The organism is Asticcacaulis sp. SL142 (assembly GCF_026625745.1).
Lineage (GTDB): Bacteria > Pseudomonadota > Alphaproteobacteria > Caulobacterales > Caulobacteraceae > Asticcacaulis.
Genome location: NZ_CP113061.1, coordinates 2176371 through 2191747, shown reverse-complemented (window position 1 = coordinate 2191747; position 15377 = coordinate 2176371). Strand labels below are relative to the sequence as shown.

The following is a 15377-nucleotide window of genomic DNA, read 5'->3' as shown; positions in this document are numbered from 1 at the left end:
CGGTTAAGGTTAAGAAAATCAGGCCGCGCGATATCCGGAGCGATTTTATATGTCAAAAGCTGTATTGGTGGCGGGCGGTGCGGGTTATATCGGGGCGCAGACCTGCAAAGTCTTGCACCAGTCGGGTTATATACCTGTAACGCTTGACAGTTTGGTGACCGGCCATGAAGGGGCCGTCAAGTGGGGGCCGCTGATCAAGGCAGACCTGCGTGACCGCGAGGCGATCCTTAAGGCCATCGAGACTTACGGCATCACCTCGGCCATCCATTTCGCAGCCTTTAGCCTTGTCGGCGAAAGCACGCGCGATCCGGCCAAATATTACGATAACAATGTCGCGGCGGCGACCGCCTTTACCTCGGCCCTGATCGAGGGCGGCGTTAAGGCGATGGTGTTTTCATCGACGGCGGCCACCTATGGGACGCCGCAAAGCGATCTGATCCCGGAAACCCACCCGACCTTGCCGATCAACCCATATGGGGCGTCCAAGCTGGCCTTTGAGCAGGCGCTGTACTGGATGGGGCAGGCCCACGGCCTCAAGCACACCATTCTGCGCTATTTCAATGCCGCTGGCGCTGACCCGGACGGTGAGATCGGCGAAAGCCACCTGTGCGAGACCCATCTCATTCCGCTGATGTGTCAGGCCGCTTTGGGTAAGGGCAAGCCGCTGACCGTTTTTGGCACCGACTATGACACCCGCGACGGCACGCCAGTGCGCGACTATATCCACGTCGTCGATCTGGCCACCGCCCATGTGGCCGCGATTGAGCGCTTATTGGATGGCGGCGACAGCCAGATTTTCAACGTTGGCACGGGTGAGGGCCTGACGGTGCTGGAGGTCATCAAAATGGCCGAGAAGGTGTTGGGCATAGAGGTGCCGCACAGCTTTGGCCCGCGCCGTGAGGGGGACCCTCAGGCGCTGGTGGCTGATGTGGCCAAGATCAAGTCCATGCTGGACTGGCAGCCGAAATACAGTGATCTGGAAACCCTGATCCGCACGGCGGCCCATTGGCAAAAAACACGGCCTTATTAATCTGAGATGATACGGGTCTATTAAAGGCCCGCTAACGGTAAGCGTCTTAAGCTATCCTTTTTTAATTATATATTTTCCGGAGTTTCACCATGCATTTAATGAAGCGTATTCTGGTTACCGGCGGGGCCGGCTTTTTAGGGTCTCACCTGTGTGAGCGGCTGCTGGGCGAAGGGGCCCATGTCATCTGCCTCGACAATTTTTACACCGGCGCGCATGTCAATATTCAGCACCTGCGCGACCATCCGAATTTTGAACTGCTGCGCCACGATATTACCCATCCGCTGTTTATCGAGTGCGATGAGATCTACAATCTGGCCTGTCCGGCCTCACCCATTCACTATCAGCGCGATCCGGTGCAGACGATCAAAACTTCGGTCATGGGCTCGGTCAACATGCTGGGCCTGGCCAAGCGCCTGAAGGCCAAGATTTTTCAGGCCTCAACCTCAGAAGTTTACGGCGACCCCAGCGTCCACCCTCAGCCGGAATCCTACTGGGGCAATGTCAACACTATCGGTCCACGCTCCTGCTATGATGAGGGCAAGCGCTGCGCTGAGACCCTGTTTTTTGATTATCGCCGCCAGCATGGCCTGAACATCAAGGTGGTGCGGATATTCAACACCTACGGCCCGCGCATGCACCCCAATGATGGCCGGGTGGTCTCAAGCTTTATCGTGCAGGCCCTGATGGGGCGCGACATCACCATCTTCGGCGAAGGCCTGCAGACCCGCTCATTCTGCTATGCCGATGACCTGATCGAAGGCTTTGTGCGCCTGATGAACACCCCCGATGACATCACCGGCCCGATCAATATCGGCAATCCGGGGGAGTTTACCATGCTGGAACTGGCGCAGATGGTGATCGACATCACTGGCTCGAAATCAAAGATCGTCCACATGCCCCTGCCGCAGGATGACCCCAAGCAGCGCCGCCCGGACATCACTCAGGCGCAGGAAAAGCTGGGCTGGGAGCCGAAGGTGCCGCTGCGTGAGGGCCTGACCAAAACCGTCAACTATTTCGATGGGCTGGTGAAAAACGGCGCGCTTGAGGGCATGTTCAAGTTTTGATCCCACAGTCGATAGCGAAATAAAAAAGCCCGCCGGTGAGGCGGGCTTTTTCTTGATCAGGGGCGACCGATGCTGGTGTAATCAAAATTCTTCGAGCGCACTTCGGAGGGTTTATAGACATTGCGCAGATCGACCATGACCGGGGCCTTCATGACCGATTTGACGCGGTCGAGGTCAAGGGCGCGGAACTGATCCCACTCAGTCAGGATGACCATGGCGTCAGCACCGGCCACCGCATCATACGGATTGGCCTTATAGTCCACATCGCTCAGCAGCTTTTCGGCTTCATGGCGGCCTTCGGGGTCATAGGCCTGAATGGTGGCACCGGCAGCCTGAAGGGCGGGCACGATATCCAGCGACGGGGCGTCGCGCATATCATCGGTGTTGGGCTTAAAGGTCAGGCCTAAGATTCCAATTGTCTTGCCGGAAACATCACCACCGAGCGCCTTTTTGATCTTTTCGGCCATGGCCTTTTTGCGTGAGGCGTTGACCGCTACGGTGGCTTCGATCAGCTTGGTCGGCGTGCCATAGTCGGCAGCGGTTTTCACCAGAGCCAGCGTATCCTTGGGGAAGCACGAACCGCCATAACCGGGGCCAGCGTGCAGGAACTTGGTGCCGATCCGGTTGTCCAGCCCAATGCCACGGGCCACAGCCTGCACGTCAGCCCCGACAGCTTCGGATAAATCGGCCATTTCGTTGATGAAGGTGATCTTCATGGCCAGGAAGGCGTTGGCGGCATATTTGATCAGTTCTGAGGTGCGGCGACCGACAAACAGCAGCGGGCTCTCATTCAGGTTCAGCGGACGGTAGAGCTCACGCATCACATTGCGGGCGCGTTCATCCTCGGTGCCGACGACGACGCGGTCAGGGCGCTTGAAGTCGCTGATGGCGGCCCCTTCGCGCAGGAATTCCGGGTTGGAGACGACCGCAAATTCGGCGTCCGGGCGGCGCTTTTTGATGATGGCTTCGACCTCATCGCCGGTGCCCACCGGAACGGTCGATTTATTGACGATGACGGTAAAGCCATCCATCAGATCGGCGATTTCTTCGGCGGCGGCATAGACGTAAGACAGGTCAGCATGGCCATCGCCGCGCCGTGACGGCGTGCCAACCGCAATAAAGATCGCATCGGCCGAGGCGATGGCTTCTTTCGGATCGACGGCAAAGAACAGGCGGCCTTCGCGCACATTGGTTTCGACCAGTTTATCAAGGCCCGGCTCAAAAATCGGAATTTCCCCGGCTTGCAGCCGCTCAATCTTTGAGGCGTCCTTATCGACGCAGGTCACGATATGGCCGAAATCTGCAAAGCAGGCGCCGCTGACGAGGCCTACATATCCTGTACCGATCATGGTTACGCGCATGACTATATCCTAATGTCTAAAAATACCGGACGAATATGCCGGAAATGCTGTCAGAAATCGTGAACGCGCCGGGCATGTCCGGGCATCACGCTGTGAAAAATATGGATTAAATCCTAAACCTGATGAAGCGTAGCTACGGGGTAATCCCTAAATCTGTTGGCGGCTTCGCGCGCGATTGTCAATAGATTTACCACGCTCAAACCGTGCGCTCGCCTGATGTATGAAACTGAAGGTCATAAGTTAAGGTTTATGATCTATTCTGTCCCCGCAATTTGATAAGAAATATTTTCAGCAACCCTTTTCAGATTGCGAACTTAGGTGATCTTTGGTTTAGACTGGCTTCATAACCATAAAGCCTGTGCGGCGGATTGATTGCGTTTTCATGATTAGCTTTTTCAAAAATCTGTTTTCAAAGCGCAAGAGTGACCCTGTGCCGATCGTTGACCGGCTGACCTATGCCATCGGCGATATCCATGGCCGGGCTGATTTGTTCAGCCGCATGCTTGATACCATCCGCGAAGACTCCTACGCCTATCAGGAAAAGCCCAGGGTGGTGTTGCTGGGCGATTATGTCGATCGCGGACCGGCCTCTGACAAGGTGATCGAAACGATCCTAAAGCTTAAGGACGAGATCTGGTGCGACCTCGAAGTCCTGATGGGTAACCATGAGATGTCGCTGATCAACTTCCTCGAAGATCCCGAAAGCGGGGCGACCTGGGTGCAGCACGGGGGTGGTACAACCCTTATGAATTATGGGGTTCAGGCACCGCCTTTGCGCAGTGATGCTGAGGCCTGGATCGAGGCGCGCGACCAGTTTGGCAATAATTTGCCGCGCGCCCACCTCGAGGCCATCTGCGCTATGAAGCTGATTGTCTACGGCGGGGACTATGTATTTGTCCATGCCGGGGTCAAACCCGGTGTGCCGCTGGATGATCAGGACGCCACGACCCTGTTGTGGATACGGGCTGAGTTCTTATCGGCGACCAAATCCTGCAACTATGTCGTCGTTCATGGCCACACGCCGACGCCCGAACCCTTTAACTCTACCTGGCGGGTCGGGGTAGATACCGGCGCCTATGCCACGGGGGTCTTAACCTGTGTGCGACTTCATAATGAAACGCGCCAATTTATCCACGTAACATAAAAATGGCATATTAATTGCACAGTTTACACGCCGGGTAGTTCTGTTGTGAAGTTAACCATTTACTTATTAAAAGTCATGGAAAAACACATATCATAATTGGAACTTTATATCCGTATCCGTTATCTGAATTTGCGCCGCAACAAAAAATTGAAAGATATTTTTGGGTTGAGGCAGGAGGCTTAGCGTGCACGTATACGTAAAAAAGATTTTCTTAGTATTGGCAACGATACTCATGGTTTCGGTCGGGTCGGGCGGTCTTGCCTTTGCCCAGATTCAGGCCCAAACCCAGACATCTGCGTCTGAGTCCGCGGCCCAAGTGGCGCCGGTGACGACCTTATCTACCGCAGTTGCGAGCGTTGACGCCTATAAATATAAAATGGGCGCCGACGATAAGATCCGGGTCATCGTCTTTGGTGAACCTGACCTGAGCGGCGAATTCGTCGTCAATGGTCAGGGCACGGTCGCCCTGCCCCTGATAGGCGAAGTTAAGGCGATGGGCCTGAGTGTGAGAGAGCTGCAGGAACAATATGCAGCCGTCCTGCGCGAAGGCTATCTTAAGGACCCGCGCGTCAGCATCGAAATTCTGACGTTCCGGCCCTTCTATGTTCTGGGTGAAGTCAGCCGTCCGGGCGAATATCCTTACGTCAACGGCATGACCGTGATGAATGCGGTGGCGCGAGCACAAGGTTTCACCTATCGCGCGAACAAGAAAAAGGTCTATATAAAAAGTGCTGACTCTGCTGAGGAGCGCGCTGTCGATCTGACGCAAACTCTAACCGTGCAACCCGGCGACACCATTCGGGTCACGGAACGATATTTCTGATATGATGCGCGGGGTGATTCCCGCCCATTAATGCGCACCTGAACTTGTAATGAAGGTGTGCATGACGAAAATGTCGGGCGTCTTTGTGTGTGTGGCGTATCGACATGAATTTTTTTAAGAAGAGCAATAGCCTATGGCGGAAGTCGTGAACCCAGTCGAAGCGCGTGACATTGATGATGCGGGCTTTGATGTGTTAAGTTTCATTGCCGATTTCCGCCGCTATATTCTGCTGTTCGGTCTGGTCTTTATAGCTATATTCGCGCTCATTCTGGTGCCTCTGGTCACTCAGGCGCCGAAATACACCGCCGAAGCCAGCGTCATGATCGATCCGCGCATCGTCAATACCTCGCCGGGCAAGGAAGTTGTCTCTGACCTGCCTGCAGATACCGCGACCATCGATACCGAGGTTGAAATCCTGAAATCGACCGCTCTGGCGGAACGGGTTATGACGGATCTTGATCTGGATCAGGATCCTGAATTCAACCCCTATATCGGTGAACGTAAAAAGTTTCTGGGCTTTATCGGCGACAACCAGCCGATCAAAAAAGCGGCCACCGCTGACGAGGCCGATGCCCGCCGTCAGGTGATCATCAACAAGATTCTCAAGCGGGTTTCGGTTAAACGTCAGGGCGCTACCCGCGTCATCAATATCCGCTTTACCAGTCTGTCGCCGTCAAAGGCGGCCACGATTGCCGATGCCTGGGCGCGGCTCTATCTGGTGCAGCAGCAGGAAGCCCGTGTCAGCACGACCCGCGATGCCTCGAACTGGCTCGATTCGCGCCTGACCGAACTGCGGGCGCAGGTCGAGACGGCTGAGCGCGCCGTGCAGCAATATAAGATCGCCAACAACCTGATGAGTTCCGAGGGCGCGACCCTAACCGAGCAGGAAATCTCCAATCTCAATACTCAGATGGCCGGGGTTAAGCTCGACGAAGCCGCCGCCGCCGCCCGTCTGGCGACCGCCAAGCGCCAACTGGCGACGGGCTCGTCCGGCGATGATGTCGGTGAGGCGCTCAATTCCGGCGTCGTCCATTCGCTGCGCACCCAAAGCGCCGAGGTCAGCCGCAAAGTGGCCGAACTGGAGTCCCGTTATGGGCCACGGCACCCGGAAATCCTCAAGGCCAAGCGTGAAAAAGAAGACATCGATGCGCAAATCCGTGCCGAAATCACGCGCATCATCTCAAACCTTGAGGCGCAGGTTCAGGTGCAGCGTCAGCGCCGCGGTGCGCTGGAGCAAAGCGTATCCCAGACCCGCGGCACTCTGGCCGGTAATAACCGCGCTCAGGTGCGGCTGAATGAGCTGGAACGCGACGCCATGGCCGCGCGCACCATCTATAATTCCTATCTGGAACGCTTCAAGGAAACCTCCTCTCAGGAAGGCAATAACCGCGCTGATGCCCGCATTGTCGCCACCGCCAAGCGTCCGACCAATCCGAGCGAGCCGCGTATTCCGCTTAGCATTGCCCTGGCGTTCTGCGGGGCGCTGGGGGCGGCAACGACCGTCGTGATGGGCCGCCGCGCCCTTGACCGGACGATTACGACCTCTAACGAAGTTGAACTGCATCTGGCCCAGCCCTATCTAGCCGGTCTGCCGCTGTTGAATGTCTCGCTCGATAAGGCGGCGGCCAAAATGGACCCGTCCACCTATCTGATGGAAAAACCGCTGTCGGTGTTTGCCGAAGGTTTCCGGACACTTAAAACCTCGCTGATCTATGGCCGTAATGGTGAGCGCGCACAGGTTATCGCCGTCACCTCCGCCCTGCCGGGTGAGGGTAAGACGACAGCCTCAATCTGCCTGGCCCAGGTCATTGCCATGGCCGGTCAATCGGTGGTGGTGGTCGATTGCGACCTGCGCCGTAAGTCATTGAATAAGTTCATCGGCCATAAGGTTGAGCAGGGCTTGCTTGAGGTTCTGGCGGGTATGGCGACCATTGATGATGTCGTGGTCGATGGACCCGGCGGCAAGCTCAAACTGCTGCCTCTGGCGCAGGATACGGATACCACTAAGGACGTCTTTGGCTCTCTGGTTATGGACTATCTTATCCACCGTCTGCGCCGCCGCTATGATATTGTTATTCTGGATACGGCGCCGGTTCTGCCGGTGGTGGATACGCGGGTTCTGGCACGCAAGGCCGACGTGGTCGCCATGCTGGTACGCTGGCGCAAGACCCCACGCGAAGCCGCCCGCAGCGCGTTGCAAATTCTGATTGACTCACAGGCCCCGCTTAGCGGCGTGGCCCTGAGCCAGATCGATGTCCATAAGCAGGCCAAGTATGCTTACGGTGAAGGTGCGTTCTACTACGAGGAATATAAAGACTATTACATGCAGTAACCCCGCTGGCGCATAATATGCGTCAGGCAATCCTCCGGGGCAGCCTTTTTATGGGTATCAAAGCCTATGTTGGTAAAGCTTAAATTTAATGTAGTTATCGCGGTCCCGGTTCTCAATGAGGCCGGGGTTATCGAGGGGGTGGTGCAAAACCTGCTTGATAGTTCCGCCGACATTCAATCCTGTGTCGTGGTGGTTGCTGATGGCGGCTCCAGCGATGGTACGGCTGATATTGTACGCAATCGGTTTGGCGATCATGAGCGCGTCAAACTGCTTCATAATCCGGGGAAGCTGCAAAGTGCCGGGGTCAATCTGTGTGTGCAGGAATTTGCCCATCCGCAAGGGGTTCTCATCCGCTGTGATGCCCATTCGGATTATCGGGCCGATTTCATCACCCGGCTGTTGACGACGCTTAATGACACTGGCGCGGATTCTGTGGTCGTGCCGATGGATTCGGTGGGCTTTAGCTGCCTGCAAAAGGCGGTGGCGTGGGTGTCTGATACGCCGCTGGGCTCCGGCGGGGCCGCCCACCGCGGTGGTCATGTCAAAGGCTTTGTCGATCACGGCCATCATGCGGCGTTCAAGGTCGCCAGCTTCATCCATGCCGGCGGCTATGACCCGACCTTTTCGCACAATGAAGACGGTGAATTCGATAATCGTCTGCGGGCGCGTGGTGGCCGTATCTATATGGATAGCGATATCCGCCTGAAATATTTCCCCCGCGACAGCCTGATTAAACTGTTTCGGCAATATTTCAACTATGGCTGCGGGCGGTCACGTACCGTCCGTCGTCATCCGGGCTCTATCCGCCTGCGTCAGATGGCGGTGCCGCTGCATCTGATATTGCTGCTGACCTCTCTGGCCCTGCTGCCGGTGTCAGGTGTGTTCGGGCTGTGGCCGCTGACCTATCTGTTTGTGCTGACCATCTATTCGCTGATGATCACGGCCAAGCGTAAATCGGCGTGCGGACTGTTGGCGGGGCCTGCGGCCTTTGCCATGCATACCGGCTGGGCGCTGGGGTTCTTCTATGGGTTTCTGGCCGTCCGCGAACGCCGATGGATCCCCGAAGATGTGGTGACCCCGGCCGTCGTTACCGAAAGCCTTTCCTAGGCGTTTACGACCTAAAACTACAACCTGATTTGCAGGCGTTTGTTATCGGCAACATTGCGCTTGAACTTCTGGCGCACAAAGCCGATCAGTGTCGGCAGAACTGCCATGGTCGAGCCCAGGCTACTGGCCAGGAAATCAGCGACATTGCCATCGCGTCCGGTGCTGGTTTGCAGCACTTCGGCCACCGCGCTAATGGTGATGCAGAATAACAGAATACTGCCCCGGCGCGTGGTTTGGGTCGCCAGCAGCAACAGCGACGCAAAGCAGTAAAAGGTCAGGACGTGGGCCTCTTTGTCGCTCATGCCCAGTTCAAACGGCAGGGTCTGATATGGCCCAAGCAGAAACACGAACAGCCAGATAGACACCATAAGCACGAGTCCGCGCAACGCCAGCACAGGCAGGGACAGGGTCATGGTTTGCCATCCTCACGATAAGGCTTATTAGGATTTAATTAATCCTATTAAAGCCAAAGCGTGAGTCTAAACAAGGAAAAATGTTGCGATTGCGTAACGTGGGTCTTTATCTGTGTAAGGTTTTTTGTTTTGCCGCATTTTTTAACGACGAACCGGTGTCCACTTCGTCGAAAAATGCTTACAACAGATTAGCCAGTCCCATGACAACGGCCGTCCACACCGATCCGCAAAACAGCACCAGAGCCGTCACCGTATAGACGGTCGGAATTTTTTGGGTTTCCGGCGACGGATCAGGAAACGGCATCGACAACTGTGTGCGCAGATTGTCCTGAAGCTTTTGCGCCGGAGATGGCACATGAACGTAGTGCGCGGCGTCTGAAACTTGGGTCAGATGGCTGCGGTCGCGCTTGGCGGGTGCGGCCGGTCTGGTGACATCGCGCGTCACGACATCGGTGGCGTCTTCGAATGACGGGACTAAGTTGAGCTCAGGCATATTCTATCCCTGCAAAAAATCTATAATCCTACAGTAACTCATCGGCCTTAAGTAATCGTTTCAAACCTTAATAAACGGAAGGTAAATATAAGAGGGCTGTAAATTATATCTCTATTAACCATGAAATTTAACGTCACCTTATTTGTGAATCCGCTAAAGGTTAGGGCAAGATGAGGTGGTAATATGAGCAGGCAATCTCAGGCAGTTTTCCTTGTGCGCATGGCCGTTGCTGTACTGGCGGTCATTTTGGCGGTTCTGATGTTTGGGCCGTTTCAGGGGCGCGAGCAGGAATTGGGACTAAGTGATAAAGAGGCGCACGTTCTGGCCTTCTTTGTCTTGAGCTTGCTGGCGGTGACGGCCTTTCCGCGTGTCCGTAAGTGGGATGTCGGTCTGGCCTGCCTGATCGTTGCGGGCTTAAGCGAAATCATTCAGATGTTTACCGGCCGCAGCGCCAGCCTTTATGACTGGCTGGCTGATGCGACCGGGGTGGTCATGGCGATTGCGCCCATGAACTTTGCCGCCTGGCGCGCTCAGATGCGCGGGGGTAAGCGCTGGAAGCGTCGGGCTACGGATCAGTTTGCCAAGGAGGTCATCGCCCGCCGACCTACACCGCCGACCCTGGCCGGGGTGCGTCGCCGCCGAACCAGCGAAGTGTCTTAAATACAGAACAGCGGCCCGCTAAAGGCCGCTTTTTTTATGATGTCTGGAGATCGTCCGTTTCCGATGATCGGTGAATATGGCCGACGACGCGCGGCGGGACGACATATTTGGTGCCCGCGATCACCCCGAACAGACAGGCTACGAAGATGCCGTAATCCGGTGTCGTCCCGACCAGAGATGCGCAGACCAGAACCGGCAGGACGGACAACTTGGCACCGTGCAAAATCACCTTAAGCTCTTTTTGCTCAGGCCTGACGCGGGCCGAGATAAGCTGGATCAGGAAGATGGCGAACAACAGGGCGCCGATAAAGCCGGTTGCCGCCAGAATATTGACGAAGAAGTTCGACGTTCGCACCGAGCCGGCCCCCACACCAAAGCCCTTAGTGTCCCAGAAATTCTGCAGGGCGTAGGTGTTCCATGATGACCGCTCCAGATAGGACAGGGACTGGGTCTTGTTGAGCAGCATCTCATCGACCAGATTGAAAATGATCTCTCGCGTGGCGGGCAGGGCCATCAGGCCGATGAAGCCGAGAAGCCCCAGAATGGAGATGACCCCCAGTTCCTTGGCCACACGGGCGCGCAAGGCCATGTCGCCATTAATGGCCTTATGGATGCTGTCGGCAAAATGCAGGCCGACGATGACAATAATACCGACATAGGCCGTCGATGACGTAGACAGGCCAGCAAACAGAAAGCCCAGACCAATGGCGGGCATGACCACCCACTTGGTCATCTTGGGCGAATAGAGCTGACGCATGAACAATAGCGGGCCGAGCAGGGCGATGACCAGCGTACCATAGGATGACGCTTCCGGCATCAGACCGACCGTGCGGCGCACGCCGCCGCTGACTTCCTGATCGACCAGCATGGCATAGCTGGCGTTACGGAACATTTTGAGCATGTCGGTCTTGCCAGCTATGCCGAAAACGAAATCTATCATGCCGGTCGCGATGGCAGCGATCATGGCGTACAAAATCGCCTTGGTGAAGGTCTCTTTGAAATCCGGCAAACGCGCCATAGTCGCCATGGCGGTGACAATCATGAATGAGATGATCAGGTACAGCGACTGGGTGATATTGGAGGTCGTCGGATAGAGCGGCGTCAGGGCGTAAGAATAGCTGGTGGCCAGACGCATCGGGATGACGTACATCTCACCGGCAAACAGGCTCGGCAGAATAAAAGCGCCCACCACCGCCACCAGGGTGAACAGGCCTAAGATACCGACCCGACTGGGGTTAACCAGAGTCCGCGTATAGATTTGCGCGGTTTTCTGCATCCACAAAAGCTTGCCGATCAGGAACAGAAACGCCACCGGGGCTGCCAGAATACTGGCGCCTGCGGTCAGGGCAGGGGGAATGAGCGCCAGAGCGCCGAAGCTGGTATAGACCAGTGCCGTGATCAGCAGGAAAGACGGAGGCCGCGTCAGGCCGTAAATCAGGATCAGCAGACAGAGTATCGAAATTGGGGTCACGTCTTTGGTCCTTTTCGCGCCCTTGAGGGCGCCCGTCGGGAAGCCCGAACAGGGTTATTCATAACGGCGGCATTTTTCAAGCGGCTTTTCCCGGGGTAGCGGCGGGGGCCAGCAGTTCGAGAATCTGACGCGCCGTGCGGGCCCAGCTATAGTGGGACGCTTTGAGCCGCCCAAGGCTGACATAGGCCTGACGCAAAGTCGGATCGGTAGTGAGGGCGCTGATCTGGCGGACCCAGTCCTGGGGCTGATCAGGGTCGGCATAGAGCACCGCCTCACCGCACACTTCCGGTAACGCGCCGCACGGGGCTACTATCGCCGGGCAGCCCAGCAGCATGGCCTCAAGCGGCGGCAGACCAAACCCCTCTGTGCGCGACGGAAAGGCAATGCACAGGGCGGAGGTCATGAGCGCGCTTAAGGCTTCATCGCTGATGGGCCCGGCGGCGATGATGTTGTCACTTAAGCGCACCTCGGTCAGGGATTGCAGGGCGTTGCGATCAGCGCGGCCGAACAGAACCAGCTTAAGGTTCGGCAGGTCGGTAAAGGCTTCCAGCAGCACTTTGATATTCTTGTGGCTCTGGGTATTGGCCAGGCCGATGACATAGCCGCCTTCGCTCAGATGAAGTCGCTCAAGCACGGACCGATCCGGCCGCACCCGCAGGACATGGTCTACGCCATTGTGCACCGCGGTGATTTTGGCGGCGGGGGCTATGCCATAGTGGATCAGTTCCTGTTTAGAGAATTCCGACACCGACAATATCTGCTGGCTGCGATGACCAAGCCACGGCTGGATAAAGCGATACCACAGCCGAAACGGGACACTGTAGGATTTGGGCGAGGCGTGCACTTGCGCGTCATGCAGCATGGTCACGGCATCCAGGCTTAAGGCCGGACCGAGGTTGCACAGGTTCAGCAGTCGCGTGCCGCGCGCCAGGTACGGCAGGTCGACCTGTTCCCAGACATTGCCGCCAAAGCGACCGGCCGTGCGGGTAGGAATGGTTTTGAGGCCCAGTCCGACAATGGCTTCGGTGGCGGATTTAGGGGCGACCAGTTCAAAAGTGATCTGATCACGAAGCGCCGAATCAAGGGTGATGAGGCGGTCAAGCTCGCGCACGATTTCCATAGCCACGCGCTGAACGCCGGTCATATGGGCGCCCATGAACTTGCCATTAAGTGTTACGCGAACCGGATGCATAGTTATAGCCTAACCGCGCATAGCCTGTTTTTCCAGCATGACCGGGCCGGGTTTCAGTTCAATCACCGGACTGGGTGGTAGGTTGTCGGCCCTGAGGCAGTCTTCGATATGACGGCGCAGGCGCTCAACGAAGATCGGCTTGGCAAAGCTGGCGGCGTGGGCGCTTAAGGTCGCGGGATCGAAGCTTTCGTGGCGGGTTTCCATCTCTTCGACGGCAGCCAGCAACGATTCAACCGTCTGTTCTTTGAACAATATGCCGGTCTTGCCATCCACGACGGTTTCAAGCGCGCCGCCCTTGGCGTAGGCAATCACAGGCCGTCCGCTGGCCATGACTTCAAGCGGGATGATACCGAAGTCCTCAACGCCGGGGAAAACCAGAGCGCGGCAATGGGCAAAGTGATGGGCCATGGCCTTATCATCAACTGAGTCCAGAAACTGCACATTCGGGCCCGCCGAGGCTTTGAGTTTTGAGTCGGCACCGGCACCGATCACCACCAGCGGCTTGCCGGACTTGGTGAAGGTTTCAACCGCCAGACTGACCTTTTTATAGGGCGTGATCTGACCGGCACACAGGTAATAGTCACCGGGGCCGTCAGCATTGCTGGCCAGAGGCACAAAGCGCGAGGTATCGACCGGCGGATTAATGACCTTGGCTTCCCGGCGGTAGAATTTCTCAATGCGCTTGGCGACATAGTGCGAATTGGCGATGAAATGGTCGACCCGTGAGGCCGTCGTCACATCCCACACCCGCAACATGGGGGCGGCGATTGACATGACCAGGCGGCCCATAAAGCCCATGCTGGAGCGGTACTGGTCGTACAGATCCCAGATGTAGCGCATAGGCGAATGGCAATAGCAGATATGGGTCGCATCCGGGCGGGTCACGATCGCCTTGGCAGGGCCGGCTTCGCTGGAGATCACCAGATCATAGCCGGTCACATCGAACGATTCGATGGCGAACGGCATGAGCGGCAGCATGGCCTTATAGTGTTTCACCCCACCGAATTTTTGCAGGAACGAGGTGTGGATTTTATGTTTCAGGATTGTGGGCGACAGCTTAGCCGGATCGGCCACCAAAGTGAAAATATCCGCATCCGGATAAAGCTCACACAATGCTTCAAGTACCCGCTCGCCCCCGCGCATGCCGACAAGCCAGTAATGTACAAGGGCGACTTTCATTGCGTAACTGCGCGTCCTTCGGCGTGAATTGGTAATGTGTCAGTTAATAATGGTTAACACATATTACGGTTGTATAACGTGGGTTTGTCAAAGGCAATAAGCTGCTGAACTCACTGGATTTTCGATTCCGTAAAAAACGCAGTGAACATATGCGCCGTGCCATCAATCCCGGCTATAGCCAATTTCAGCAAGAAGAGTGCCATGCGAAGCTATGTCGCAGCTTGTCCCCGAAATTTATTGAATTTTTATTTTGCAGCACACAAAAAAAGCGGCAGGTGAGCCTGCCGCCTTGGGTTTTTGAGGTGCGCCGTAAGCCCTAATATGAGCCCTTTTGTAACAGTACCGCCGGTAACGTTTTTACCAGGATCATGATATATATGCCACACGAATGCTTGCGGGCAAACAGGCGATCCATGGCTACGCGGCGGCTGTAGCTGACATCGTTACGTCCCATAACCTGCCACAGGCCGGTAATGCCAGGCAGCACGGACACGTAGTTTTTGAAGGAGCGGCCATATTTGACCACTTCGGAGTTAACAATCGGGCGTGGCCCGACAAGGCTCATTTCACCGCGAATGACATTGAGCAACTGAGGCAGTTCGTCGACGCTGGTTTTACGTAAGATGCGTCCCAAAACGGTAATGCGCGGGTCATTCTTGAGCTTTTGTTCAGCGTCCCACTCGGCGCGGGCTACCGGATCGTTCAGCAGGATTTCACGTAAAATCTCATCAGAGCGCACATGCATACTGCGTAATTTGAAGCAACTAAACTCACGGCCGTTCAGGCCGATACGCTTTTGACGATAAAGGGCAGGCCCGCCATCCTGAAAGCGAATCAGCAGGGCGATCACCACAATCGCCGGCGCCAGAAATATCAACGCGCTCAAACTAATCATCAGATCAAGGCAACGAATAACACCATGATTCAGGCGACGCAGTCTGGCCCGCTTTCCGGCCTTCTCGCGCGCCTGTGGGGTGCGTACCTTAAATCCGACGGAGACGCTGTTTTCCATACTTGCCGCAGACGGCGTATTGATCAACATGATCACCTCTCCAAAACTGCACAGTCAGTATTTAAATTGACGGGCAAACTGTCAATGATTTGTCCC

Annotated in this window: 15 protein-coding genes; 8 read left to right on the top strand and 7 right to left on the bottom strand. The window is 56.1% G+C overall.

All coding sequences use genetic code 11. The features are described from left to right. Nucleotides 1–49 precede the first annotated feature (49 nt). Nucleotides 50–1030, top strand: a complete 981-nt coding sequence (gene galE, locus OVA03_RS09960) for a UDP-glucose 4-epimerase GalE (protein ID WP_267524159.1) — start codon at nt 50–52, stop codon at nt 1028–1030. 98 nt (nt 1031–1128) lie between these two features. Further along, nucleotides 1129–2094, top strand: coding sequence for a UDP-glucuronic acid decarboxylase family protein (locus OVA03_RS09955; protein WP_373295591.1), 966 nt, complete (start codon nt 1129–1131; stop codon nt 2092–2094). A 56-nt stretch (nt 2095–2150) separates the two neighbouring features. Here the strand turns inward: OVA03_RS09955 and OVA03_RS09950 are convergent, their stop codons facing one another. Further along, a complete protein-coding gene (locus tag OVA03_RS09950) occupies nt 2151–3455 on the bottom strand; it encodes a UDP-glucose dehydrogenase family protein (protein ID WP_267524158.1) in 1305 nt (434 codons plus the stop codon). A gap of 382 nt (nt 3456–3837) precedes the next feature. On the opposite strand from OVA03_RS09950, the gene OVA03_RS09945 reads away from it, so the two are divergent. From OVA03_RS09945 to OVA03_RS09930, 4 genes are all read left to right on the top strand, one after another. Beyond that, the gene (locus OVA03_RS09945) at nt 3838–4599 is read left to right on the top strand and encodes a metallophosphoesterase family protein (RefSeq protein WP_267524155.1); all 762 of its coding nucleotides are present in this window, start codon (nt 3838–3840) and stop codon (nt 4597–4599) included. Between the two features lie 217 nt (nt 4600–4816). After that, nucleotides 4817–5422: a polysaccharide biosynthesis/export family protein gene (locus OVA03_RS09940; protein ID WP_267524154.1), complete on the top strand. Its 606-nt coding sequence runs from the start codon at nt 4817–4819 to the stop codon at nt 5420–5422. A gap of 133 nt (nt 5423–5555) precedes the next feature. Beyond that, on the top strand, nt 5556–7754 hold the full coding sequence (locus OVA03_RS09935) for a GumC family protein (protein ID WP_267524152.1): 2199 nt from the start codon (nt 5556–5558) through the stop codon (nt 7752–7754). 66 nt (nt 7755–7820) lie between these two features. After that, nucleotides 7821–8861 carry a glycosyltransferase family 2 protein gene (locus tag OVA03_RS09930; RefSeq protein WP_267524151.1) on the top strand — a complete coding sequence of 347 codons (1041 nt, stop codon included), beginning with the start codon at nt 7821–7823 and terminating at the stop codon, nt 8859–8861. Nucleotides 8862–8878: 17 nt separating this feature from the next. Here the strand turns inward: OVA03_RS09930 and OVA03_RS09925 are convergent, their stop codons facing one another. Both OVA03_RS09925 and OVA03_RS09920 read right to left on the bottom strand, forming a co-directional pair. After that, entirely contained in the window at nt 8879–9274 is a 396-nt protein-coding gene (locus OVA03_RS09925; protein WP_267524149.1) for a VanZ family protein, read from the bottom strand. Between the two features lie 178 nt (nt 9275–9452). Then, entirely contained in the window at nt 9453–9767 is a 315-nt protein-coding gene (locus tag OVA03_RS09920) for a hypothetical protein (protein ID WP_267524146.1), read from the bottom strand. 183 nt (nt 9768–9950) lie between these two features. Here OVA03_RS09920 and OVA03_RS09915 point away from each other — a divergent pair, with 183 nt between their 5' ends. Then, nucleotides 9951–10427 carry a VanZ family protein gene (locus tag OVA03_RS09915; RefSeq protein ID WP_267524144.1) on the top strand — a complete coding sequence of 159 codons (477 nt, stop codon included), beginning with the start codon at nt 9951–9953 and terminating at the stop codon, nt 10425–10427. A 34-nt stretch (nt 10428–10461) separates the two neighbouring features. On the opposite strand, the gene OVA03_RS09910 is transcribed toward OVA03_RS09915, so the two are convergent. From OVA03_RS09910 to OVA03_RS09900, 3 genes are all read right to left on the bottom strand, one after another. After that, nucleotides 10462–11898: a hypothetical protein gene (locus OVA03_RS09910; RefSeq protein ID WP_267524142.1), complete on the bottom strand. Its 1437-nt coding sequence runs from the start codon at nt 11896–11898 to the stop codon at nt 10462–10464. 76 nt (nt 11899–11974) lie between these two features. Next, nucleotides 11975–13090 carry a glycosyltransferase family 4 protein gene (locus OVA03_RS09905; protein ID WP_267524140.1) on the bottom strand — a complete coding sequence of 372 codons (1116 nt, stop codon included), beginning with the start codon at nt 13088–13090 and terminating at the stop codon, nt 11975–11977. A gap of 9 nt (nt 13091–13099) precedes the next feature. Then, nucleotides 13100–14269 carry a glycosyltransferase gene (locus OVA03_RS09900; RefSeq protein ID WP_267524139.1) on the bottom strand — a complete coding sequence of 390 codons (1170 nt, stop codon included), beginning with the start codon at nt 14267–14269 and terminating at the stop codon, nt 13100–13102. Nucleotides 14270–14418: 149 nt separating this feature from the next. Here OVA03_RS09900 and OVA03_RS09895 point away from each other — a divergent pair, with 149 nt between their 5' ends. Next, nucleotides 14419–14589 (top strand): hypothetical protein, encoded by a 171-nt coding sequence (locus tag OVA03_RS09895; protein ID WP_267524138.1) that lies wholly within the window; start codon nt 14419–14421, stop codon nt 14587–14589. Here the strand turns inward: OVA03_RS09895 and OVA03_RS09890 are convergent. Then, a complete protein-coding gene (locus OVA03_RS09890; protein ID WP_267524136.1) occupies nt 14586–15311 on the bottom strand; it encodes a sugar transferase in 726 nt (241 codons plus the stop codon). The genes OVA03_RS09895 and OVA03_RS09890 overlap by 4 nt on opposite strands. Nucleotides 15312–15377: the final 66 nt, after the last annotated feature.

Bases quoted from the DNA above. Each gene is read 5' to 3' on its own strand.
- galE (WP_267524159.1), top strand. From the start codon at position 50: ATGTCAAAAGCTGTATTGGTGGCGGGCGGTGCGGGTTATATCGGGGCG.
- OVA03_RS09955 (WP_373295591.1), top strand. From the start codon at position 1,129: ATGAAGCGTATTCTGGTTACCGGCGGGGCCGGCTTTTTAGGGTCTCAC.
- OVA03_RS09950 (WP_267524158.1), bottom strand. From the start codon at position 3,455: ATGCGCGTAACCATGATCGGTACAGGATATGTAGGCCTCGTCAGCGGC.
- OVA03_RS09945 (WP_267524155.1), top strand. From the start codon at position 3,838: ATGATTAGCTTTTTCAAAAATCTGTTTTCAAAGCGCAAGAGTGACCCT.
- OVA03_RS09935 (WP_267524152.1), top strand. From the start codon at position 5,556: ATGGCGGAAGTCGTGAACCCAGTCGAAGCGCGTGACATTGATGATGCG.
- OVA03_RS09930 (WP_267524151.1), top strand. From the start codon at position 7,821: ATGTTGGTAAAGCTTAAATTTAATGTAGTTATCGCGGTCCCGGTTCTC.
- OVA03_RS09925 (WP_267524149.1), bottom strand. From the start codon at position 9,274: ATGACCCTGTCCCTGCCTGTGCTGGCGTTGCGCGGACTCGTGCTTATG.
- OVA03_RS09920 (WP_267524146.1), bottom strand. From the start codon at position 9,767: ATGCCTGAGCTCAACTTAGTCCCGTCATTCGAAGACGCCACCGATGTC.
- OVA03_RS09915 (WP_267524144.1), top strand. From the start codon at position 9,951: ATGAGCAGGCAATCTCAGGCAGTTTTCCTTGTGCGCATGGCCGTTGCT.
- OVA03_RS09905 (WP_267524140.1), bottom strand. From the start codon at position 13,090: ATGCATCCGGTTCGCGTAACACTTAATGGCAAGTTCATGGGCGCCCAT.
- OVA03_RS09900 (WP_267524139.1), bottom strand. From the start codon at position 14,269: ATGAAAGTCGCCCTTGTACATTACTGGCTTGTCGGCATGCGCGGGGGC.
- OVA03_RS09895 (WP_267524138.1), top strand. From the start codon at position 14,419: ATGCGCCGTGCCATCAATCCCGGCTATAGCCAATTTCAGCAAGAAGAG.
- OVA03_RS09890 (WP_267524136.1), bottom strand. From the start codon at position 15,311: ATGTTGATCAATACGCCGTCTGCGGCAAGTATGGAAAACAGCGTCTCC.